Consider the following 22,449-nt stretch of genomic DNA (forward strand, 5'->3'; position numbering starts at 1 on the left):
AGGCAATGGGAGCAGCGCATGAAAGTCCATGTCGAGTTCGATCTGACCCCGCAGGAATTTCGCCAGGCGATGGGGCTACCGGATGTCGAAGTCTTTCAACAGGAGTTGATGGCCCACATCCGCCAGCAGATGGAAGCTGGGGTGGAGGGCTACGATCCTTGGAGTCTCATGCAGCCTTTCCTGCAGCAGGGCATGGCGCAGGGCGTCGCCAGTTTCGGCCACTACCAGCAGATGTTGATGGATATGCTGCGCCAGGCCGATACACAAAGTGATGGAGAGACTCACAATTCGAAACGAAAAAAGACCTAGGGTCTTGACATATGTCAATTGCAAGCTCCAAGGGGTGGGGCTATTATTTGTGCAGTGCAGCATAAATGCACTGGCCTTGCCTTAGATCCTCCAGGAGGAATCCGTCATGCAGGACAAAATGTTTAGTGCCTTTTCCGAACAGACGCGTGGCTTTTTCGAGCCAATGCGCAAGTTCAACGGTCTGATGCTGGACAACATGGAGCGGATGACCGAATACCAGCTCGATGCCATGAAGCGCTATAGCCAACTGGGCGTGGAGCGTATGCGGGCGGCCTCCGAGGTCAAGGACGCCGAGGACGCGCGCGATTTCACCACCCAGCAGGCCGACATGCTGAATTCGCTTTCCAAGCAAATGCTCGAAGACGCCCGTGCGATGGCCGACATCAGCCTCAAGTTCAAGGCCGACCTGGAAGAGATGATGTCCGAAACGGGGCAGCAGGCTGCCGATCAAGCCTCTGAGAACATGAAGGCGGCGTCCGAACCCGCCAAGGCGGCGAGCAACAATAGCCAATCGTCCTCTTCACGCAGTAGCAGTACCAGCAAAAACAAAGAATAGAACAGCAGGCACCACGTGCCGTGTCCCCGGCAGTCGCGAAGACAGGCGGCTGCCGACGGCGCGCATGCGCGTGAACCGTTTTGCGATGCGGGGAGATGACGTATGTGGCAAGGGCCCGAGGAAGGCAATGATGCCTTCGGTGACCCGCACGCCTGGCAACGTCAGGTGAGCGAGTTCGGTGAGCAATACCAATCCCTCATGCAGGAAGCCTTCAATCGGTTGTGGCCCAGCGACGCGGGTGCTTCGGTGTATGCCGACATGCAGGAGAGTCTGCGTATCGGCGCCGAGGCCATGGTTTTCAATGCGCCGGCGGTCTATACCGTGCAGATGCGTCTGGTGCAGGATCAACTGCGTGTCTGGCAGAATGCTCTGCGGGAGCTCATGGGCGAGAATGTACCTGCAGTGATCGAGCCGAGTCCCGATGATCGACGCTTTCGCGATGATGCCTGGCACTCGCATCCCTTCTATCGCTATATCCTTCAGCAGTATTTGCTCTTCGTGCGTGCCGTCGACGAGTTGTTGGCGAATCTCGGCGGATTGACGCCGCAGACACGCCATCAACTGGAATTCTATGCGCGGCAGTACGTCAATGCGCTCGCGCCGAGCAATTTCGTGTCTACCAATCCGGAAGTGGTCCGCAAGACACTCGAAACGCGCGGACAAAACCTTGTCGAGGGCCTCAAGCGTTTGCGCGAGGATCTGGCCAATTCCGCCGAGGGACTCAACGTCGCGATGAGCGACCGCAGCGCCTTTCGGTTGGGTGAGAACCTTGCCATCACACCGGGCGAGGTGGTCTTCGAAAACGATTTGATGCAACTGATTCAGTACACCCCGAGTACCGAGGAGGTCTTCAAGACGCCGCTGCTGATCGTGCCGCCCTGGATCAACAAGTATTACGTGCTCGACTTGCGCCCGGATAACTCGCTGGTGAAATGGCTAGTGGCGCAAGGGCATACGGTGTTCATGATCTCATGGCGCAATCCCGGGCCTGAGCAGCGTTACCTGACCTGGGCCGATTACATGCAGTCGGGGCCGGTCGCCGCCATGGGCGCCATCGAGCAAGCCTGTGGTGAGAAATCCGTCAACCTGTTGAGTTACTGCATCGGCGGCACGCTGGCGGCGACCACGGTGGCGTATCTGACGAGTAGTCTGCGTGGTCGCAAGGTGCGTTCTGTGACCTACATGGCGACGCTGCAGGATTTCAGTGATCCCGGCGAAATCGGTGTCTTTCTCAGTGAGCCGGTGTTGGCCGGTATCGAACGTCAGCTAGCGCGTGACGGCTACCTCGATGGTCGTGCCATGGCGTTTTCCTTCAACCTGCTGCGCGAGAACGATCTTTTCTGGTCGTTCTATATCAGCAACTATCTCAAGGGCGAGGCGCCGGCGGCGTTCGATCTGCTGTATTGGAACAGCGACGGCACCAACCTGCCAGCGGGTACCCATGGCTGGTACCTGCGCCATATGTATCGCGAGAATCGTCTCGTCCAGCCCGGCGGCATAGAGCTCGATGGCGTCAAGATCGACCTACGGAAGATCTCGACACCGAGCTATTTCGTCTCCACGCGCGATGACCACATCGCCAAATGGCGAGGTAGCTATTTGGGAGCTCGACTGCCCAAGGGGCCGGTGACCTTCGTGCTGGGGGGCGCGGGACATATCGCAGGAATCGTCAATCCACCGGCGAAACGCAAGTACGGCTACTGGACCCATGATGAGATCCCCGACGATCCCGATGCCTGGCTCGAGTCGGCGACGTTTCAGGAGGGATCCTGGTGGCCGCATTGGCAAGCCTGGATGACCGACAACCGCTACGCCGATCCCGATAAAACGGTCGCGGCGCGTCATCCGGGAGAGGGCGAACTGAAGCCCATCGAACCCGCCCCCGGCCGCTATGTGCGGCAGACGATTCCCGAGGTGTTGGGTGTTAAACCCGCTGAGGACGATAGCTCGACGTCATGATGGTGAGTGCCCTCAGCGCTTGACGGGAAAGAGGCGCACCGGGACCACCGGTGCGTCTCGCGACTGCAGGCGGTCGTCGCTGGGCGCACAGCCGAAGAAGCGCCGGTAGGCACGGGAGAAATGCTCCAGAGAGCCAAAACCGGCGCAACTGGCGACTTCTGCCACGCTCAGGTCGGTCTGCTGCAGCAGTCGATGCGCGCGATTGATGCGCAGCCAGAGATAGTAACGAATCGGCGTGACGCCGAGTTCTGCCTTGAAGCGCCGTTCCAACTGGCGAGCCGAGAGCCCGACGAGGGCGGCTAGTGCCGGCGCCGAGAGCGGCGTCTCCAGAGTGCGGCGCATGGTGCGAATCACCTTGCGCAACTGCGCCGACGTTTCGACATGGTGCTCGGGGGCCGCCGACAACTGTTCGCTGTCGCCGCGGCGCTGGCGGCGTTCCAGCAAGTGATTGCGCAACTCCTCCATGTAGGGCGGCTCTACACGTGGCGTGAGCCAGGCGAACATCATGTCGAGCACGGCGGTGCCACCGGCGCAGCTCAGCCGCTGACCGGCGATGCGATAGAGATCGCTGGTGGCCTGGATGCGCGGATAAAGCTCGCGAAAGCCTTCCAGGTTATCCCAGTGCACGGCCACCTGATGCTCGTCGAGCACGCCCGCCGCGGCCAGTACCTCGCTGCCCATCTCGATGCCGCCCAACGCCACCCCGGCCGCCGCACACTGGCGAAGCCACATGGCGATGCGCTTGTCGCCGGTATACGTCTTGGTCTCGAAACTGGCGAGGACGAACACGCTGTCTAGATCGGCCGGTGCCGGCCACTCGGTGTCCACGTTCAGGGGGACGCCGTTGGAAGCGGCGACCGTGATATCGCTGCCCAATAATTGCCACTTGAAGCGCGATTCCTGGGCCAGCCAGTTGACGATGAACAGCGGATCCAGCATCGCCCCCAAACCGGCAAAGGAAAACTGCGGCATCAACAGGATCGCGATGCGTTCTGGGGTTGGCGTTGTGCGCTGCGTATTAATCACGATAGTCGGGAGCGTCGCGGTCGAGCAGGCGCATCAAGGCGGCAAGGTGCATGTGCGCCGAGCCTTGCGCTAGATAGCCCTCCCATTGCTGGGCTGTCTTGCGTGCGATCTCGGGCGCGACGGGACGCACGGGAAGGCCGCTGGCACGGGCCACCAGATAGGAGCGGCAGGCACGCTCGAAGTAGTAGAGGTGGTCGAAGGCTTCGGCGACGTCGTGGCCGGTGGCGACCACGCCATGATTGCCAAGTAGCAAGACCGGCGCCGTGCCGGCCAACTTGCCGAGGCGTTCCGCTTCCTCATCGAGTCCCATACCATCGAATCCGGCATCGATATGCACCCGCTCGAAGAAGCGCATGGCGTTCTGTTCCACCGGCGGCAGCTCCGGTGTCTCCAGGCAAGCCAGGGCGGTGGCGTAGAGCGAGTGGGCATGCATCACGCATCCCACGCCGCGGCCCTGGCGATGCATGGCGCCGTGAATGGCCCAGGCGGTGGGGTCGATGGATTCGGGACGTTGTGCGGCGCTGGCATCCACCTCGACGAGGTCGCTGGCACGCATTTCCGCAAAATGACGCCCTTCAGGGTTGACCAGAAAGCGCCTGCCGTCCGCCTGGGTGGCCAGGCTGCAGTGATTGGCGACGCCTTCGTGCATATCGAGGCGGGCCAGCCAGCGGAACGCACAAGCCAGTTGTTCGCGAGGGGTACCGGAAAGCTCGGTAGCGGTCGTCATGTATCGCTCCTGTGGCGATGGCGAAACCGAGGCCATCTAATAGTGGATCCAGCGCGTCTTGAGCGCCATGTATTTGTGCATGCCGGCCAGCGCGTAGTCGCGTCCGATGCCGGATTGCTTCATGCCGCCGAAAGGCGTCTGCGGGCTGACGGCATCGACGCCATTGACCGTCACGGTGCCGGCCTGCAGGGCATCGCAAAGCCGATGGGCGCGTCCCAGGTCGGCGGTCCACAGGGACGCTGCCAAACCATACTGGCTGGCATTGGCCAATGTCACGCCCTGGTGCTCGTCGCTGAAGCGCGTCACGCTGAGAACGGGGCCGAAAATCTCCTCCTGGAAGAGCCGGTGATGAGGTTCGACATCGGTGAATACCGTGGGGGCGACGAACAAGGCGCCGCCCGCCGCTTGCAGTGTCTCGCCGCCGCACAACAGCGTGGCCTCGCGCTTACCGACCGCCAGATAGTCGCGAACCTTGTCGAACTGTGTCTGGCTGACGAGCGGGCCAAGCGTCGTCGCCGGATCGAGCGGGTCTCCCGGCACGAGCGTCGCGATACGTGCCTGCAAGGCCTCGAGGAAGCGCTCGGCGATGCCCTCTTGCAGCAACAGGCGCGAATGCGCCGAGCAGACCTGACCGGCGTTGGTGAAGATGCCGGCCACGGCGTTGTCCACGGCGGCCTCCAGATCGGGGCAATCGTCGAACACCAGATGCGGGCTCTTGCCGCCGCATTCCAGCCACACGGGTTTCATGTTGGATTCGCCCGAGTAGACCAGAAAGCGTTTGCCGATCTCGGTGGAGCCGGTGAAACCGAGCGCGTCGACACCCGCATGCCGACCCAGCGCTTCGCCGGCGACATGCCCGTATCCCGGCACGACATTGAGCACCCCGGGCGGAAGGCCGGCCTGGGTCGCGAGTTCCGCCAGGCGCAGCGCGGAGAGCGACGATTCCTCGGCGGGCTTGAGCACCACGCTGTTGCCGGCGGCCAGCGCGGGCGCCAGTTTCACCGCCGCGTTATGCAGGGGAAAGTTCCACGGGACCACGGCGGCAACGACGCCGAGGGGCTCGTGGGCCACCGTGGCCTGTACGCGATTGGGGCTGGGCGCGAGCTGGTCATAGCATTTGTCCTGGAGCTCGCCGAACCAGTCGAAGAGCAGGGCCGCCTCCTCGACGTCGTCCAGGGCTTCGTGGATGCACTTGCCGACCTCCAGACTGTCGAGCAGGGCCAGTTCCTCGGCGTGGTCGCGCACCTGAGCGGCGAGCGCCTGCAGGCACCGGCGGCGTGTCGTCGGCTCGGCACGTGACCAGGCACCGAGCTCGAACGCGCGGCGTGCCGCGTCGACCGCGACATCGATATCCGCCGGGCCGCAGGCTGCGATCTCTGTCAGCGACGTGCCCGTCATGGGGTTGATCGACGCGAGCGATTCACCCTGGCGCGTCACATAGCGGTGACCGTCGATGTAGGCGGCGCCATCCAGCGAGAGGGTGGCGGCACGGTGTTGCCAGTCGGCGTGGGTGGTGGAAAGGGGAGAGGAAGACATAACCATACCTTGGCGATTGTCGAATGGGCGTGGGAAGCGCTCGCGCCGACCTTAAAGATCGAGCACCAGGCGCTCTCCCTTGGGGCGCGAAACGCAGACGTAAATGATGTCGTTGGCGGCTTTTTCGGCATCGGACTGCAGAACGTCGCGATGCTCGACCTCGCCTTCGAGCACGGGAATGCCGCAGGTGCCGCAGGCGCCCTCGCAGCACAGGCTGTCCGGCGCCGCGCTGGCGCGCGCCAGACCGTCGAGCAGGGTTTCGTCCTCGGAGAGCGTGAACTGCTTGTCGCTGCGCGCGAGCTCGATCCGGCAAGGCGTGGTACGCGCTGCCGGCGCTTGCGATGCGCCGCGGAAGCGTTCCATTTGCAGTGCGCCCGGAGGCCACACCCGTGCCGCGTCGGTCAAGGCGTCCAGCAGGCTTTCGGGGCCGCAGGCATAGACGCCGGTGTCCGGCGTGTAGTCGCCCAGCAGCACACGCGGAGCGAGCCTTCCCTGCGTGGAGGAGGCGTGCAGGTGCAACTGCGATGCGGGCAGGAACGCGCGAAGTTCGTCGAGGAACGCCGCCTCGTCCCGGTGACGTACCAGGTAATGCACCTCGACCGTATCGCCTCGCTCGACGAGTCGGCGCGCCATGGCGACGAGCGGCGTGATGCCGATCCCGCCCCCGATTAGCTGGTAGTGCTGCCGGTCGTCGGCGAGGGGGAAACGATCCTGGGGCGGAGAGACGCGCAGCCGCGTACCGACGCTTGCCTGCTCGGCCAGAAAGGCGGATCCCCCGCGGGATGCCGGGTCATGCAGCACGCCGATGCGATAGCGGCCGTGACGCGCGTCGTCCAGCAGCGAATAGTGACGTATCAGGCCATTGGGGAGGCGCACCTCGAGATGAGCGCCCGCCGGGGCCGGCGGCAGGGCGGCGCCATCGGCGGCGACCAACTCGATCTGGTAGATAGCGCTCGATAGCCGCTGGTGGCTGTCGATCACGACCTCGAATGGCGTCGCGGTCATGGCATGTCCTCCTCAACGTTGCTGGTGTTGCCAGTCGTCATGCAGCCAGAAGGGCGCATCCGAGGGCGCCGAAGGCGCGTGGCCGAGGATCATGTCGCTGGCCTTTTCGGCGATCATGACGGTCGGCGCATTGGTGTTGCCGCTGACCACGCGGGGCATGATCGAGGCATCGACCACGCGCAGACCATTGATGCCATGCACGCGAAGCTCGGGGTCGACCACGGCCTCCGGATCGTCGGCCGGTCCCATCTTGCAGGTGCCGGCGGCGTGATAGCCGGTTTCGGTGGTGGCGCGCGCCCAGGCATCCAGCGCCTCATCGCTCTGGCAGTCGGCACCGGGGGAAATTTCCTCGCCCCGCAACTCCATGAATGCCGGCTGCTCGACCAGCTCCCTGACGCGACGCACGGCCGCGCGCATGTCGGCGCGATCGCGCTCGGTGGCCAGGTAGTTGAAGACGATCTCCGGCGCTCGTGCGGGGTCCGCGCTCCTGAGGCGCAAACGGCCCATGCTCGTGGGGCGCATCAAATCGATATGTATCTGGAACGCATGCTCGCGTAGGCTTTCGGTGGTGCCGGGCGCGATGGCCAGAGACATGAACGTCAACTGAATGTCGGGATGCTCGACACCTGCCCGCGAACGGATGAAGGCGCCGGCATCGAACTGGTTGCTCGCCGCGAGGCCGCGCCGGTCGAGGAACCAGCGCATGCCCAGCCACCACTTGCGGGGAGCGTGGGTCCAGGGCGCATGCGAGACCGGCCGGCGGCAGCGGTATGCCACGACGGTGTCCGGGTGGTCGCTGAGGCGGCGGCCCACGCCCTCGAGCGTATGCACGCGAGGAATGCCCCAGCGGGTCAGTTCGTCGTCGGGGCCGATGCCGGAGAGCATCAGCAACTGGGGGCTGTTAATGGCGCCGCCCGCCAGGATGACCTCGCGGGTGGCGCGTGCCCGGTGCAGCGTGTCGGCGTGGCGATATTCGATGCCTTCGGCACCGGTCTCGCCGATCAGCACGCGCTGCGCCAGCGCATGGGTCATGACCGTCAGGTTGTCGCGCATCTCGGCGCGCGCCAGGTAGCCACGCGCGGTGCTCCAGCGCCTGCCCGCGCGCGTCGTGCGATCGACGCGGCCGAAGCCTTCCTGACGATAGCCGTTGAGGTCGTCGCTGGCGGCATAGCCGGCTTCTTCGCCGGCGGCCAGGAAGGCTTTCACCAGGGGATCCTCGGGGCGCCCGGCACTGACATGCAGCGGCCCCGTCTCGCCGTGGTAGGCATCGGCGCCCAGTTCGTGGGTCTCGGCGCGGCGAAAGTAGGGCAAGACGTGCCGGTAACCCCAGCCGGGACAGCCGGCGTCTTCCCAGGCATCGTAATCGCGGGCGTGACCGCGGATGTACACCATGCCGTTGATCGACGACGAGCCGCCCAGCGTGCGCCCACGCGGCGTGGCAATGTGCCGTCCGTCAAGGTAGGGCTCGGGCCCCGACCAATAGTGCCAGTTGAAGCGTGGTCCATCGATGGCCGCCCCCATGGCGGCCGGCATGTCGATGGTCCATGAGCGATCGCGGGGGCCGGCTTCGAGCAGCAGCACCCGGGATTCGCCATCGGCGGTGAGCCGGTCGGCCAGCACGCAGCCGGCCGATCCTGCCCCGACGATGATGTAGTCGTAATCTCGATGAGTCGTCATGCAAGCATCCTGAGGCGAAAGGCGAGAGTTCAACGCGAGGCCTGGTAGGCGTCTTGTGCACTCGTATTGCCATCCGCGGTGGTCACGCCCTCGAGCCAGGCGTTGACCCGCTCGGGATGCGACTGGATCCAGGTCGCGGCGACCGCTTCCAGCGGCTGGTCCTCGCGGCTGTAGGCGTAGACCCACTGGTCCTGGACGGCGATGGGCACGACCATGTTGTCGAGAAAGGCGATGACGTTGGGGTGGCGCTCGGCGAAGTCGCTGGCGACCACCGTGGACACCGAGCTGGCGTCGCCCCAGAGGTTCTCGGGGTCCTCCAGGTAGCGAATGTCGAAGTCGACGTTCATCCAATGCGGTTCCCAGCCCAGGAACGCGACCCATTGCTCGTTGCGGATGTCGCTTTCGACCTGCGACATCATGCCGGTCTCGCTGGACGCGGCGACCCGCCAGTCATCCAGGCCGTAGGTGCCGTCGTCGATGGCGTTCTGCATCAATTCGTTACCGACGTTGCCCGGCTCGATGCCATAGAAGGTGCGGCCGAAGCGTTCCGCGTGCTCGGCGAGATCGGCCATCGAGTGCACACCGGCGTCCCAGACGTATTCGGGCACCGCGAGCTGAAAGCGCGCGCCGTCGATGTTCTTGACGACTTCGACCAGCTCGCCGGCTTCCAGGCGAGGATCGAGCATGCCGCTTTGCGACGGCCGCCAGAGCGCCATGTTGACGTCGAGATCGCCGCTCGCCATGCCTTCCAGGATGATCGACGAGCTGGCTTCCCGCAGCGAGGTGCGATAGCCGAGCGTATCCAGCAGTTGCCGCGCCACTTCCGACTTGACGGTGGCGCCGGGCCATTGCGGCGTGCCGAAGCGGACCGTGTCGTCCTCGGCCTGGGCGAGCCCGAAAGGCGCGAGCAGTAGCGCGCCCATGGCACTGCCGATGAACATGGGCGTCAAGCGGTGTCGGGGGATAGCGGTCATGGGAGTCTCCTCGTGATGTGTTGTCGTTGTGTTGCCGTCAGATGCGGCGAGCGGTCCTGCGCAAGCTCAAAAGCCGCATACGCCGCCACCGTCGACGGACAGGATGGCGCCATGGGTGAAACCGGCCTGGGGAGAGGCGAGATAGAGCACGGCATCGGCGATCTCTTGCGGTTGCCCCATGCGCTTCAGGGGCGAACGGCGATGGGCCGAGTCCAGATAAGCATGTGGATCGTCGCTGGTCTTGGCGGCGTGCTGGATCATGTCGGTCTCGACATTGCCTGGGCACACGCAGTTAAGCCGTATGCGGCCGGCCAACTCCAGAGCCAGGGCGCGGGTAAGGTTGACCACGGCGGCCTTGGCACCGGAGTAGACGCTGCTCGGCGGAAAGCCGATCAGGCCGGCATCCGAGCCCAGGTTGACGACGTTGCCGCCACTGGCCTCAAGGTGCGGTAGTGCCGCCTGGATGCAGAAGAAGGTGCCACCTACGTTGATGCGGAACGTGCTGTCCCAGTGTTCCTGCGTGACCGCTTCGAAGGGCACTTCCTCGAAGACGCCGGCGCAATTGACCAGGATGTCGAGCCCACCGAGGCGCGCGACAGCGGTTTCCACGACCGCCCGACATTCGTCCTGGGTGCCGATCTCGCCGACGGCGGATTCCACCGTGGCCGAGGCAAGCTCGGTATTCGCCAGCGAATCGCGGAACGCCTCGACGGAGGCCTCTCGGCGCGCGCCGATGGCGACGCGCGCCCCCTGTTCCACAAAGCGCCGTGCCGTGGCGGCGCCGATACCGCGGGCGCCGCCGGTCACCAGCACACGTTGACCGCTGAATGTCATGACGGCGCCTCCTGGGGCGAGCTGGCGTCGCCGTGCAAGGCCTGGAACACCAGGCGGTGGAAGTGCAGCACCAGGTGCTCGCTTTCGTTGCTGCGTGCGGCATCGATCATGTAGCGGCCCTGATCGTAGCCCAGCGAGTGCAGGCCTTTCTGCACGCTGATGTTGAGCTCGATGTCCTCGGGGCCGAGTTCTTCGTTCATCCAGCGCATGCTGGCCTTGGTGACTTCCGGCAGCGTGTCGTGCGGGGTGTAATACCCGAAGCGCAGGATCGAACGCTCGGCATCCAGCGGGATGATCATGAACGTGCCCATGCACTGCGAGAACGGGAACTGGTAGAAGGTGTTGTGCGGCCAGATGCCGATGTTGAAAAAGCCGTCTCCGTTGCCGGGCGGGCGATCCAGCGGCACGCCGTAAGCCTGCTTGGCATCGGCATTGGGTGGCGCACCGTAGGTCCACCAGTTGTCGTGATGGGTCAGGCGGTAGCCATCGAAGTCGATCAGGGCGGCCAGGTCGACGTGATGGGGCCCCGAAAGCTGGAAGTGATAGCCCTCGATGGAGTTGTCCATGATCACTTTCCAGTTGGCCGGGACGATGACGTCGTCTTCCTGGATCAACTGCATGGCGTCCAGATCCGGAATCGCCTCGCGTATGGCGGCCTCGGCACCGGGGAAGAGCGTCTGCATGTCGGTGGCGTTGGGATCGAGATTGAAGTAGACGCCCCCCGCGAAGACTTCCAGGCGCACCGGCGGAATGTGGTAATCATCGACATTGAAGGCCGCGATCCGGTCGCTGCGCGGTGCGGCGCGTAGGCTGCCGTCCAGCCCGTAGCACCAGGAATGATAGGCACAGCGGATGACGCCTTTCTGAACGCCGCGCGTCTCGTTGAGTAGACGGTTGCCACGGTGCTGGCAGACGTTATGAAAGGCATGCAACTCGCCTTGGCGGTCACGTATCACGATGACGCTCTGATCGAAGATCTCACGCACCACGAAGGCGCCGGGCTCGGCCAGCTCGTTGACGTGACAGGCGAAATGCCAGGCGCCCATGAAGATGCGGTCACGCTCGGCGGCGAACAGTTGCGGGTCGTAGAAATAACGGGACGGAAGGGTCAGTGCCTTTTCCGTGGGCTGCTCCGCCCACGCTTGGGGAGTCGTGTCGGTCATGTCCTGCCTCATGCAAGCGGTTTGTGTCGTTGGTCTGGCACAAGGCTAAGGCGGCGCCGAACAGCTCACATGATGTTTTCTGACACGACGTATCGGCCGGGTTGATAATAAACGGCGTTTTTGCGTCGCTATAGATCAAATAAGAGTGACGAAAAAAGGCGAAACGCCTGGCTATCTTACGGATGGTCTTGATCTTTCACGACATGGGATTTCACGACCAGCCTCGGGCCGTCGTGTCCCGGGCGTCGTCGAGCATGCCTAGCATAGCCCTGGCGGCATTGGAGAGAGTACGGCTCTTGTGGAACAGATAGCCCAGCGGACGCTGGATGGGACGATGATCGATGGGCATGACCTCGATCTCGTCGTCGATCATGGTCTCGGGCAATACGCTCCAGCCCAGGCCGATGGCGACCATCATCTTGAGGGTTTCGAGGTAATTGGTGGACAGCGAGACGTTCACCTGCAGGCCGTCGCGGGCGAAGGTGTCCACCACGATGCCCCGGGTGAAGGTAAGATGTCCCGGCAGCACGGCGTCGTAATCGGACAGTGCCGACAGCGCGACCGTGTCGCGCCCGGCGAGGGCGTGCTCGCGTCCGCAGACGAAGCGCAACTGGTCGATCCACACCGGCACCACCGTCAGCGCCGGATCGGGGACCGGGGCCAGCGTGACCACGGCGAGCTCCAGGTCGCCGTCCAGCACGCCTTGATAGGCTTGTTCCGAGTCCAGAAAGCGCATGTCCATGCGTACGTCCGGGTAGGCCTGGGTATAGGCCTTGAGCAGCGGTGGCAGGCGGTGCAGGCCGACATGATGGCTGGTGGCCATGGTCAGGCTGCCGCTGATGTCGCCGCTGAGATTGGACAGCGCGCGACGGCTGTCATCGAACATCACCAGGATCTGGCGGGCGCGCGGCAGCAGGGTGCGACCGGCTTCGGTGAGCGTCACGCGGCGGTTGAGTCGGTCGAAGAGCTGGGCGCCGACCTGCCCCTCGAGGCCCGCGATGCGCTTGCTGACGGCGGGCTGGGTCAGATGGAGCTGTTCCGCGGCGAGCGAGAACGAGCCGTGGTCGGCGACCGCGAGGAAGGCTTGCAGGCTTTGCGTGTCCATGAGCGCTCTCTCGGGAAAGTATTCTACTTTGGAATCCAAAGCATAAATAACATGAATTGCGTTTATCCATAAGCCCCCTTAGGCTTGGGGACATCGAGGTTGCGCCGCTTATCGCGGCGCGTCATCAGCGAGATGTTGCAAGACGACATAGAGCGTCATCGCCCAATCTTCCCGGTCGGGAAGGCACGAGTGGAGGAGATTCCATGGCAGGCCAGACTCTTTACGACAAGCTCTGGTCGCGGCACCTGGTAAAGGAACGCGACGATGGCACGGCGTTGATCTATATCGATCGTCACCTGCTCCACGAGGTGACCTCGCCGCAGGCCTTCGAGGGTCTGCGGCTTGCCGGGCGCAAGCCGTGGCGGCTGGATACCAATCTCGCCACGCCGGACCATAACGTGCCGACCACGCTCAAGGAGCGTTCCGAGGGCAATGCGGGCATCGTCGATCCGGTCTCGCGCATTCAGGTCGAGACACTGGACGACAACTGCGCGAGCTTCGGCATCGAGGAGTTCCGCATCAACGATGCGCGTCAGGGCATCGTGCATGTGGTCGGGCCGGAGCAAGGCGCCACGCAGCCGGGCATGACGGTGGTCTGCGGCGATTCGCACACGGCCACGCACGGAGCCTTCGGGGCCCTGGCGCACGGCATCGGCACCTCCGAGGTCGAGCACGTGCTGGCGACCCAGTGTCTGATTCAGCGCAAGATGAAGAACATGCAGGTGCGCGTCGAGGGTGAGCTGGGTCTCGGCGTGACGGCGAAGGACATCGTGCTGGCGGTGATCGGCAAGATCGGCACCGCCGGAGGCACCGGCTATGCCATCGAGTTCGCCGGTAGCGCGATTCGCGATTTGTCCATGGAAGGTCGCATGACCATCTGCAACATGGCCATCGAGGCCGGCGCACGCGTGGGGTTGGTGGCGGTCGACGAGACCACGGTCGAATACCTGCGTCGGCGCCCCTTCGCCCCCAGTGAGGAATACTGGGATGCGGCGGTCACCGATTGGCGCGAGCTGGTCTCCGACGACGATGCGCCGTTCGACAAGGTGGTCGAACTCGACGCCGCCGAGATCGAGCCGCAGGTCACCTGGGGAACGAGCCCGGAAATGGTCGCCGGTGTCGGCGCGCAGGTGCCGGATCCCGCCGCTGCCGGCGACGAGACCGTGCAGCGCGGCGTCTCGCGTGCCCTTGAATACATGGGACTTCACGCAGGGCAGCAGATCACCGATATTCAGCTCGACAAGGTCTTCATCGGCTCGTGCACCAATTCGCGCATCGAAGACTTGCGCGAGGCGGCCAAGGTCGCCAAAGGGCGCAAGGTGGCGGATTCCATCCAACTGGCGATGGTCGTACCCGGCTCCGGGCTGGTCAAGCGCCAGGCCGAGGAGGAGGGGCTGGACAAGATCTTCCTCGAGGCGGGCTTCGAATGGCGCGAGCCGGGGTGCTCCATGTGCCTGGCGATGAATGCCGACAAGCTGGGGACCGGCGAGCATTGCGCTTCGACGTCCAATCGTAACTTCGAGGGACGCCAGGGCTACGGAGGCCGCACGCATCTGGTGAGCCCCGCCATGGCTGCCGCCGCCGCCATCGCCGGGCACTTCGTCGATGTGCGCGATTTCGGGGCCGAGCGCGCCGCCAACGATGACAGCCAAGTACAGGAGGCGTGAGCATGCGACAGTTCGATCGTCATCAGGGCCTCGTGGCGCCCATGGATCGCGCCAACGTGGATACCGACCTGATCATTCCCAAGCAGTTTCTGAAGTCGATCAAACGCACCGGCTTCGGCCCCAATCTGTTCGATGAGCTGCGCTACCTGGACGAGGGCTATCCGGGCCAGGACGTCGCCAACCGCCCGCTCAATCCGGATTTCGTGCTCAATCAGACGCGTTATCAGGGCGCCAGCGTATTGCTGGCACGCCGCAACTTCGGCTGCGGCAGTTCGCGCGAGCATGCCCCCTGGGCACTGGAAGACTTCGGATTTCGCGTGATCATAGCGCCGAGCTTCGCCGATATCTTCTTCAACAATGCCTTCAAGAACGGCCTGTTGCTGATCACGTTCGACGAGGCCACGGTGGATCGGCTGTTCCAGGAGGCGGAGGCCGAGGAAGGCTATCGCCTGGATGTCGACCTGGAAACGCAGCAGGTCACCACGCCCAGCGGCGAAGTGCTGACCTTCGAGGTCGACTCGTTCCGCAAGCATTGCCTGCTCGAAGGGTTGGATGATATCGGCCTGACCTTGAAGGATGCCGACGCTATCGATGACTTCGAAAAGCGTCATCGCCAGGCGCGGCCGTGGTTGTTCCGCCAGGCCGGATGACGCTGGCGGCCTTTGAATAACAACAACGCTGGACACAACCGATAGGGAGGCCCGGCTTAACGAGTCGGGATGGCAGGGAATGCCCATCTTCCCGTGGTCGGCGTCGCGGCGCCGGCCACCCACGAACCAATCATCACGTCATTCATGATGATGTGTCGAGTTGCGAGAGAGTACGCCATGAGTCGCAAGATTCTCGTTCTGCCGGGCGACGGTATCGGCCCGGAAATCACCCGCGAGGCGGTCAAGATCCTCGACGCGTGCCGCGAGGCGGGCCTGGAAGCCAGCGTCGAGGAAGGCTTGGTCGGCGGAGCGGGGATCGACGCCCATGGCGTGCCGCTTCCAGACGAGACGCTGGCGAGCGCCAAGGCCGCCGATGCGGTGTTGCTGGGCGCCGTGGGTGGCCCCCAGTGGGACAAGATCGAGGATCTGTCCAAGCGTCCGGAGAAAGGGCTGCTGGGGCTGCGCAAGAACCTCAACCTGTTCGGCAACCTGCGCCCGGCGCTGCTGTATCCGCAACTGGCCTCGGCCTCGAGCCTCAAGCCCGAAATCGTCGCCGGGCTGGACATCATGATCGTGCGCGAGCTCACCGGCGGGATCTACTTCGGTCAGCCGCGGGGCATCGAGGAGCGCGACGGCGAGAGGGTCGGGTACAACACCTATATCTACGCCGAGCACGAAATCGAGCGCATCGGCCGCGTGGCCTTCGAGATGGCGCGCGCGCGCGGCGGCAAGCTCTGCTCGGTGGACAAGGCCAACGTGCTGGAGGCCACCATCCTGTGGCGCGAGGTGATGGAGCGGCTGGCGCCGGAGTATCCGGATGTCGCGCTGTCGCACATGTACGTCGACAACGCGGCCATGCAGCTGGTGCGCGCGCCGAAGCAGTTCGACGTCATCGTTACCGGCAACATGTTCGGTGATATCCTCTCCGACGCCGCGGCGATGTTGACGGGCTCGATCGGCATGCTGCCCTCGGCCTCGCTCAACGAACAACGTCAGGGCATGTACGAGCCCTGTCACGGCAGCGCGCCGGATATTGCCGGGCAAGGCGTCGCCAACCCGTTGGCGACGATCCTGTCCGTGGCCATGATGCTGCGCTACTCCCTCGAGGCGCCACAGCTCGCCGAGCGCATCGAACGCGCCGTGGGGACGGTGCTCGACCAGGGGCTGCGTACCGCCGATATCGCGTTCGAGGGCACGGCGCCCGTCTCGACCCAGGCCATGGGCGATGCCGTGCTGGCGGCTTTCCAGGCGCAATGAGCGTGACTGACGTATCATGGCCGTACGCCCATTCGTAGATTTCAGGAGGACGACACATGCTTAGAGTCGGTTTTGTCGGTTGGCGAGGAATGGTGGGGTCCGTCCTCATGCAACGCATGCGCGAGGATGGCGATTTCAGCGGCCTCGAGCCGGTGTTCTTCACCACCTCCCAGGTCGGCCAGCCCGGTCCCGACATCGGTGTCGAGGTTCCCCCGCTCAAGGATGCGCGCGATCTGGAGGCGCTCAAGCGCCTCGACGTGGTGGTCACCTGCCAGGGTGGCGACTATACGGAAAGCGTCTACCGCCCGCTGCGCGAGGCCGGCTGGCAAGGCTACTGGATCGATGCCGCCAGCACGCTGCGCATGGCGGACGAGGCGACCATCGTGCTCGACCCGGTCAACCGTCACGTCATCGAGCGCAGCCTTGCCAACGGCGGCAAGACGTTCGTCGGCGGCAATTGCACCGTCAGCCTGATGCTGCTGGGGCTGGGCGGCCTGTTCGAGGCCAACATGGTGGAGTGGATGACGTCCATGACCTACCAGGCCGCCTCGGGATCGGGCGCCAAGCACATGCGCGAGCTACTTTCCCAGATGGGTGCCCTACACGGTGCTGCGGCATCCTCGCTGGCCGATCCCGGCAGTGCGATCCTGGATATCGACCGTCAGGTGACGCAGGCCATGCGCGGCGGTGACTTTCCCACCGAGCAGTTCGGTGAGCCACTGGCCGGCAGCCTGTTGCCGTGGATCGACAAGGCGATGGACAACGGTCAGAGCAAGGAAGAGTGGAAAGGCGGGGTCGAGAGCAACAAGATTCTCGCCACCGGTGACTCGCCGATTCCCATCGACGGCTTGTGCGTGCGCATCGGCGCGATGCGTTCGCATAGCCAGGCGTTCACCATCAAGCTCAAGCAGGATGTGCCGATCGACGAGATCGAGGATCGTCTAGCCAAGCACAACCAGTGGGCGAAGGTGATTCCCAATGAGAAAAACGCCACCTTGAGCGGCCTGACACCGGCGGCCGCTACCGGCACGTTGGACGTGCCGGTCGGGCGCTTGCGTAAGCTGGCCATGGGCGGCGAATACCTGTCCGCCTTTTCGGTGGGCGATCAGCTGCTGTGGGGCGCGGCGGAGCCGCTCAAGCGGATGCTGGGAATCCTCCGCGAGCAGCGTTGATCGGGTCGCCGGTCAGGCAATGAAAAGGGCGCCCCATTGGGCGCCCTTCTCGTTTTAGGCGAGTGTGCGACGTGTCAGAACTGCGCTTCCTCGGTAGAGCCCTTGAGCGCGGTCACCGATGATACGCCGCCTTGAATGATGTTGGTCATGTCGTCGAAGTAGCCGGTACCGACTTCCTGCTGGTGGGCGACGAAGGTGTAGCCACGCTCGGCCGCTTCGAATTCAGGCTGCTGAACCTTCTCGACATAATGCTTCATGCCTTCGCCTTGGGCGTAGGCGTGGGCGAGATCGAACATGTTGTACCACATGTTGTGAATGCCGGCTAAGGTGATGAACTGGTAGGTGTAGCCCATATCGGCCAGGGCTTTCTGGAAGCCGGCGATCTCGGCGTCGTCTAGATTCTTCTTCCAGTTGAACGACGGCGAGCAGTTGTAGGCCAACAGCTGATTGGGATATTCGCGGTGGATCGCATCGGCGAAACGCTTGGCCTCGTCGAGATCTGGCTTGGCGGTTTCGCACCAGATCACATCCGCGAAGGGCGCGTAGGCCAGGCCTCGGGCGATGGCTTGATCGAGCCCGGCGCTGACCCGGTAGAAACCTTCGGCGGTGCGCTCGCCGGTGATGAAGGGCTTGTCGTAATCATCCACGTCGGCGGTAATCAGATCGGCGGCGTTGGCATCGGTGCGCGCGATGACTAGCGTCGATGTGCCTGCCACATCGGCAGCCAGTCGTGCAGCGACCAGTTTCTGCACGGCTTCCTGAGTCGGCACCAGCACCTTGCCTCCCATGTGACCGCATTTCTTGACCGCGGCGAGCTGATCCTCGAAATGCACGCCGCTGGCACCGGCACGAATCATCGCCGTCATCAGTTCATAGGCATTGAGCACGCCGCCGAATCCCGCCTCGGCGTCGGCGACGATGGGCGCGAAGTAATCGACGAAGTCGGCATCGCCGGGGTTGGCGCCTTTCTGCCACTGGATCTGATCCGCGCGGCGGAAGCTGTTGTTGATACGCTCGACGACCTTGGGCACCGAGTCCACCGGGTAGAGCGACTGGTCGGGGTACATCGACAGGTAGCTGTTGTTGTCGGCGGCGACCTGCCAGCCTGAGAGATAGATCGCCTCGATACCCGCCTTGACCTGTTGCATGGCTTGGCCGCCTGTCAGCGCGCCGAGACAGTTGACGTAGCCTTTGCGAGCCTCGCCGTTGACTAGGCGCCAGAGCTTTTCGGCGCCTATCGTGGCGAGCGTATGCGCTTCATTGACGCTACCACGAAGCCTTACGACTTCCTCGGCACTATACGGACGCGTGACGTCCTTCCAGCGCGGATTCTCGTTCCAATCCTTTTCCAATGCGGCGATTTGCTGTTCGCGTGTCTGGGACATGTCGCTTGCCTCTTGGTCATCGTGAGCGTTTAGAGCGTGCCCGAAAGGGCATTTCACGTTCAGCCGAAGTACGATATTTTCCGCTGCGGTACGCGTAATGACGCGGATATTGCACTGCGGTAAAACAACCGTTTTAACATCGGCTTTAGAGAAAATATGACGCACACAAGATGTGGCAACAATGCCTAGTTAGGCGCAGGAAACGTTGTAGTTTGACTACATGACGCCCGAATGGCGCGGCGTCATGTAGTGTTTTTTCCGAGGGGTAAGAAAGGCCCAAGACAACTTATTGAAAACGCAGGCTCATATGGTAATGGGGGATGTTGGCATCGAGGAACTCATCGCCATACGCGGTAAAGCCCAAACGTTCGTAGAAAGGGATCGCATAGGTCTGGGCATCCAAATGCACGGTATGGTGGCCTGCTTCGCGGGCCGCCACGAGAATCGTTTCCATCAAATGCAGGCCTAGCCCTTGGCCTCGGGCTTCCTCGAGAATCGCCACGCGCCCGATATGGCCATCCGGCAAGAGGCGCGCCGTGCCCACGGCGCGGTCATCGACATGGAGCAGGAAATGCAGACATTGCGGGTCGCGGCCATCCCATTCTTCCGCCTGGGGAACGTTTTGCTCCTCGATGAACACGACCTTGCGGATCGCGCTACACGCCGAACCCAGCGTCTCCCAATCACCGCTGGTGACATGCCGTTCACTCATCGTCGGTTTCCTGCGTCTCGTCTTGCCAGTGGAGGCTGCCTTGACTGACCAGCTTGGCGAGTAGTGTCAGCGCCTGATCATCGAGGTGAGATGCCAGCGTGGCGGCATGCAGTGGCGTGGTATCGGCCAGCAGACGCGCGAGACCAGGCGGGCAGTCATGACCGTCGCCATCCGTGAACAGCGTGGCGCGGCCGTTCTCCTCGTGAAATGCGAAGCGCGAGCCCAGGGCGCGTTCCAAGTAGTGTCCCTGTGACAGCCCCTCGGTGATGGCATCGCTGTCGGTGGGTGTCTCGAGGGGCGCGAGCTGATCGGCATACTTGGGTTGGGTCATGACGCGTCCGAACCATTGTGTCATCTGCGCCGGATCGTCGATCACCGACAGCATCAAGGTGCGCAGACGCGCGATGGCGTCGTCATCGACGCGGCCGGCGTGTTCGATGGGGCGCAGATCAGCGTCGGTGTAGCGCGAGGTCTCGGACTGCATTTCACCGAGATAGTCGGCGAACGAGGTGATGATTTCGTCGGTTGAGGGCGCGCGGAAGCCGATCGAGTAAGTCATGCAGTCGGCGCTCTGGCTGACCCCGTGATGGGCGATACGCGGTGGCAGATACAGCATGTCGCCGGGCCCGAGTACCCAGTCCTCGCCAGGGGTGACTTCGAAGCGTTCGAGCATGCGCAGGTCGACGCCCGAGACGATGGGGGCGTCGTCGGGCTGCTCGCCACCAAGTTGCCAGCGCCGCTGACCGCTGCCCTGGAGCAGGAAAACGTCGTAGCTGTCGACATGGGGGCCTACACTGCCCTCGGGCGGCGCGTAACTGACCATGACGTCATCGAGGCGCCAGCGCGGCAGGAAGTCGAAGGTTTCGAGCAGGGCAGCGACCTCGGGCACGTAATGATCGACGGCCTGGACTAGAAGGGACCATTCCCGGTCCGGCAGGCGCGCGAAGGTGGCATCATCGAAAGGCCCATGGCTGACCTGCCACGGCTTGTCGGGGCCGTGTGCCTCGACAAGCCGGGCCTCGATGCCGTCTTCACAGGCCAGGCCGGCGAGTTCCTCCGGGGCAAGCGGCGACTCGAAGTCGGGGAATGCGCCACGAATCAGCAGCGGTTTTTTCTGCCAGTAGTCACGCAGGAAAGTCTCGGCGGTCAAGCCGCCGAGTATCGATAGGGGAGTGTCGCTCGACATAAGAATCTCGGGACTCGAAAGGGATGAGTGGGCAACCGCGACCATGTGTGAAGCTTGAAGAGCGGCGCTGCGCGCCTGGAAGCCGGAAGAAACGGCTTGGCACCGTTGGTAGCGAGTTCATGATACCTTCCAGCTTCCAGCTTCCAGCTTCCAGCTACTTATAGCTTGCGAGCTTGCTCGCTGGCATTCCCGATATAGGTGGCCGGGGTCAGTGCCTTGAGCTCGGTCTTGACGTCGTCGGGCAGTTCCAGAGAGTCGATGAAGGCCGCGAACCCGGCCTGGTCGACTCGCTTGCCGCGCGTCAGCGTTTTGAGCTTTTCATAAGGCTTTTCGATACCGTAGCGGCGCATCACGGTCTGGATTGGCTCGGCGAGGACTTCCCAGTTCTGATCGAGGTCCTCGTCGAGACGTGCGGGATTGGCTTCTAGCTTGCCGACGCCCTTGAGCGTGGCCTGATAGGCGATCAGGCCGTACGCCAGGCCCACGCCAAGATTGCGCAGCACCGTGGAATCGGTCAGGTCACGCTGCCAGCGGGAAATCGGTAGCTTCTCGGCGAGATGGCCGAGCAGGGTGTTGGAGAGGCCGAGGTTGCCCTCGGAGTTCTCGAAATCGATGGGATTGACCTTGTGGGGCATGGTCGAAGAGCCGATCTCGCCCTCGACGGTCTTCTGCTTGAAGTAGCCCAGCGAGATATAGCCCCACACGTCGCGGTCGAAGTCGATCAAGATGGTGTTGAAGCGCGCGATGGCATCGAACAGTTCGGCGATATAGTCGTGCGGCTCGATCTGCGTGGTGTAGGGATTGAAGGTCAGCCCCAAGTTCTCGACGAAAATGCGTGCGTTCTCGACCCAATCAATTTCCGGATAGGTGGTGAGGTGGGCGTTGTAGTTACCCACTGCACCGTTGATCTTGCCGAGGATCTCGGCGGCCTCGATCTGCTTGAGCTGGCGGCGCAGGCGATACGCCACGTTGGCCATTTCCTTGCCCAGCGTGGTGGGGCTGGCGGTCTGGCCGTGGGTGCGCGAGAGCATGGGTTGCTCGGCGTGTTCGTGGGCCAGGCGCTCGATTGCGGTGACGATCTCGCGCAGCGTGGGCAGCAAGGTGTCGAGCCCACCGCGCAGCATTACCCCGTGGGAGAGGTTGTTGATGTCCTCACTAGTGCAGGCGAAATGGATGAACTCGGTGACCGCATGCAGTTCCGGGAAGTCGGCGACCTTTTCCTTCAGGAAGTACTCCACCGCCTTGACGTCATGGTTGGTGGTGCGCTCGATCTCCTTGATGCGCTCGGCGTCGGCGACCGAGAACTCACTCACGAGCTGGCCGAGAAAGGCCGTGGCCTGTGCCGACAGCGGCGGCACTTCAGCAATCTGCGGATGCGCGGCGAGACGTTCCAGCCAGCGGACTTCGACGGTCACGCGGGCACGAATCAGGCCATACTCGCTGAAATGCTCGCGCAGGGCCGCAGTCTTGGCACCATAGCGACCATCGACGGGGGATAAGGCGGTGAGAGCGGAAAGTTCCATGGATATCGTCTTCCGGGTCGTGGATC

General features: G+C 63.5%; 20 protein-coding genes. 7 read left to right on the plus strand and 13 right to left on the minus strand.

All coding sequences use genetic code 11. From position 1 onward, the window contains the following. Window positions 1–18: 18 nt before the first annotated feature. The 3 genes from LUN51_RS03395 to phaC all read left to right on the plus strand — a co-directional run bounded on the left by LUN51_RS03395 (window position 19) and on the right by phaC (window position 2,824). Window positions 19–309, plus strand: coding sequence for a hypothetical protein (locus tag LUN51_RS03395; protein WP_075369050.1), 291 nt, complete (start codon window positions 19–21; stop codon window positions 307–309). A gap of 106 nt (window positions 310–415) precedes the next feature. Continuing rightward, window positions 416–865: a phasin family protein gene (locus LUN51_RS03400; protein WP_040242304.1), complete on the plus strand. Its 450-nt coding sequence runs from the start codon at window positions 416–418 to the stop codon at window positions 863–865. A 102-nt stretch (window positions 866–967) separates the two neighbouring features. Next, window positions 968–2,824 carry a class I poly(R)-hydroxyalkanoic acid synthase gene (phaC, locus tag LUN51_RS03405; protein WP_277810139.1) on the plus strand — a complete coding sequence of 619 codons (1,857 nt, stop codon included), beginning with the start codon at window positions 968–970 and terminating at the stop codon, window positions 2,822–2,824. A gap of 12 nt (window positions 2,825–2,836) precedes the next feature. On the opposite strand, the gene LUN51_RS03410 is transcribed toward phaC, so the two are convergent. The 9 genes from LUN51_RS03410 to LUN51_RS03450 all read right to left on the minus strand — a co-directional run bounded on the left by LUN51_RS03410 (window position 2,837) and on the right by LUN51_RS03450 (window position 12,871). Beyond that, window positions 2,837–3,796, minus strand: coding sequence for a GlxA family transcriptional regulator (locus LUN51_RS03410; protein ID WP_277810140.1), 960 nt, complete (start codon window positions 3,794–3,796; stop codon window positions 2,837–2,839). A 46-nt stretch (window positions 3,797–3,842) separates the two neighbouring features. After that, window positions 3,843–4,577, minus strand: coding sequence for a class II aldolase and adducin N-terminal domain-containing protein (locus LUN51_RS03415; protein ID WP_277810141.1), 735 nt, complete (start codon window positions 4,575–4,577; stop codon window positions 3,843–3,845). Window positions 4,578–4,613: 36 nt separating this feature from the next. Then, complete coding sequence (locus LUN51_RS03420; RefSeq protein WP_277810142.1) at window positions 4,614–6,113, minus strand: aldehyde dehydrogenase; 1,500 nt, start codon at window positions 6,111–6,113, stop codon at window positions 4,614–4,616. A gap of 51 nt (window positions 6,114–6,164) precedes the next feature. Continuing rightward, window positions 6,165–7,118, minus strand: coding sequence for a PDR/VanB family oxidoreductase (locus LUN51_RS03425; protein WP_277810143.1), 954 nt, complete (start codon window positions 7,116–7,118; stop codon window positions 6,165–6,167). 12 nt (window positions 7,119–7,130) lie between these two features. Then, a complete protein-coding gene (locus LUN51_RS03430; RefSeq protein ID WP_277810144.1) occupies window positions 7,131–8,795 on the minus strand; it encodes a choline dehydrogenase in 1,665 nt (554 codons plus the stop codon). A 29-nt stretch (window positions 8,796–8,824) separates the two neighbouring features. Next, window positions 8,825–9,769, minus strand: a complete 945-nt coding sequence (locus LUN51_RS03435) for an ABC transporter substrate-binding protein (protein ID WP_277810145.1) — start codon at window positions 9,767–9,769, stop codon at window positions 8,825–8,827. Between the two features lie 66 nt (window positions 9,770–9,835). Then, window positions 9,836–10,603, minus strand: coding sequence for an SDR family NAD(P)-dependent oxidoreductase (locus tag LUN51_RS03440; protein WP_277810146.1), 768 nt, complete (start codon window positions 10,601–10,603; stop codon window positions 9,836–9,838). Further along, a complete protein-coding gene (locus tag LUN51_RS03445; protein WP_277810147.1) occupies window positions 10,600–11,766 on the minus strand; it encodes an aromatic ring-hydroxylating oxygenase subunit alpha in 1,167 nt (388 codons plus the stop codon). The genes LUN51_RS03440 and LUN51_RS03445 overlap by 4 nt, the downstream gene beginning before the upstream one ends. Window positions 11,767–11,977: 211 nt before the next feature. Further along, window positions 11,978–12,871 (minus strand): LysR family transcriptional regulator, encoded by an 894-nt coding sequence (locus tag LUN51_RS03450; protein ID WP_277810148.1) that lies wholly within the window; start codon window positions 12,869–12,871, stop codon window positions 11,978–11,980. A gap of 203 nt (window positions 12,872–13,074) precedes the next feature. On the opposite strand from LUN51_RS03450, the gene leuC reads away from it, so the two are divergent. The 4 genes from leuC to asd all read left to right on the plus strand — a co-directional run bounded on the left by leuC (window position 13,075) and on the right by asd (window position 17,617). Continuing rightward, window positions 13,075–14,538: a 3-isopropylmalate dehydratase large subunit gene (leuC, locus tag LUN51_RS03455; RefSeq protein WP_277810149.1), complete on the plus strand. Its 1,464-nt coding sequence runs from the start codon at window positions 13,075–13,077 to the stop codon at window positions 14,536–14,538. 2 nt (window positions 14,539–14,540) lie between these two features. Next, entirely contained in the window at window positions 14,541–15,188 is a 648-nt protein-coding gene (leuD, locus tag LUN51_RS03460; protein WP_277810150.1) for a 3-isopropylmalate dehydratase small subunit, read from the plus strand. Between the two features lie 177 nt (window positions 15,189–15,365). After that, window positions 15,366–16,445 (plus strand): 3-isopropylmalate dehydrogenase, encoded by a 1,080-nt coding sequence (gene leuB / locus LUN51_RS03465; protein WP_277810151.1) that lies wholly within the window; start codon window positions 15,366–15,368, stop codon window positions 16,443–16,445. A gap of 56 nt (window positions 16,446–16,501) precedes the next feature. Further along, window positions 16,502–17,617: an aspartate-semialdehyde dehydrogenase gene (gene asd / locus LUN51_RS03470; protein ID WP_277810152.1), complete on the plus strand. Its 1,116-nt coding sequence runs from the start codon at window positions 16,502–16,504 to the stop codon at window positions 17,615–17,617. Between the two features lie 74 nt (window positions 17,618–17,691). Here asd and aceA read toward each other — a convergent pair whose 3' ends face one another. The 4 genes from aceA to purB all read right to left on the minus strand — a co-directional run bounded on the left by aceA (window position 17,692) and on the right by purB (window position 22,423). Beyond that, window positions 17,692–19,002, minus strand: coding sequence for an isocitrate lyase (gene aceA / locus LUN51_RS03475; protein ID WP_040242286.1), 1,311 nt, complete (start codon window positions 19,000–19,002; stop codon window positions 17,692–17,694). Between the two features lie 286 nt (window positions 19,003–19,288). Next, window positions 19,289–19,714: a GNAT family N-acetyltransferase gene (locus LUN51_RS03480; RefSeq protein ID WP_277810153.1), complete on the minus strand. Its 426-nt coding sequence runs from the start codon at window positions 19,712–19,714 to the stop codon at window positions 19,289–19,291. Further along, a complete protein-coding gene (locus LUN51_RS03485) occupies window positions 19,707–20,900 on the minus strand; it encodes a cupin domain-containing protein (protein ID WP_277810154.1) in 1,194 nt (397 codons plus the stop codon). The genes LUN51_RS03480 and LUN51_RS03485 overlap by 8 nt, the downstream gene beginning before the upstream one ends. 158 nt (window positions 20,901–21,058) lie before the next feature. Beyond that, a complete protein-coding gene (gene purB / locus LUN51_RS03490) occupies window positions 21,059–22,423 on the minus strand; it encodes an adenylosuccinate lyase (RefSeq protein WP_277810155.1) in 1,365 nt (454 codons plus the stop codon). Window positions 22,424–22,449 lie beyond the last annotated feature (26 nt).

Source organism: Chromohalobacter canadensis, from assembly GCF_029544075.1.
Taxonomy (GTDB): Bacteria; Pseudomonadota; Gammaproteobacteria; order Pseudomonadales; family Halomonadaceae; genus Chromohalobacter; species Chromohalobacter canadensis_A.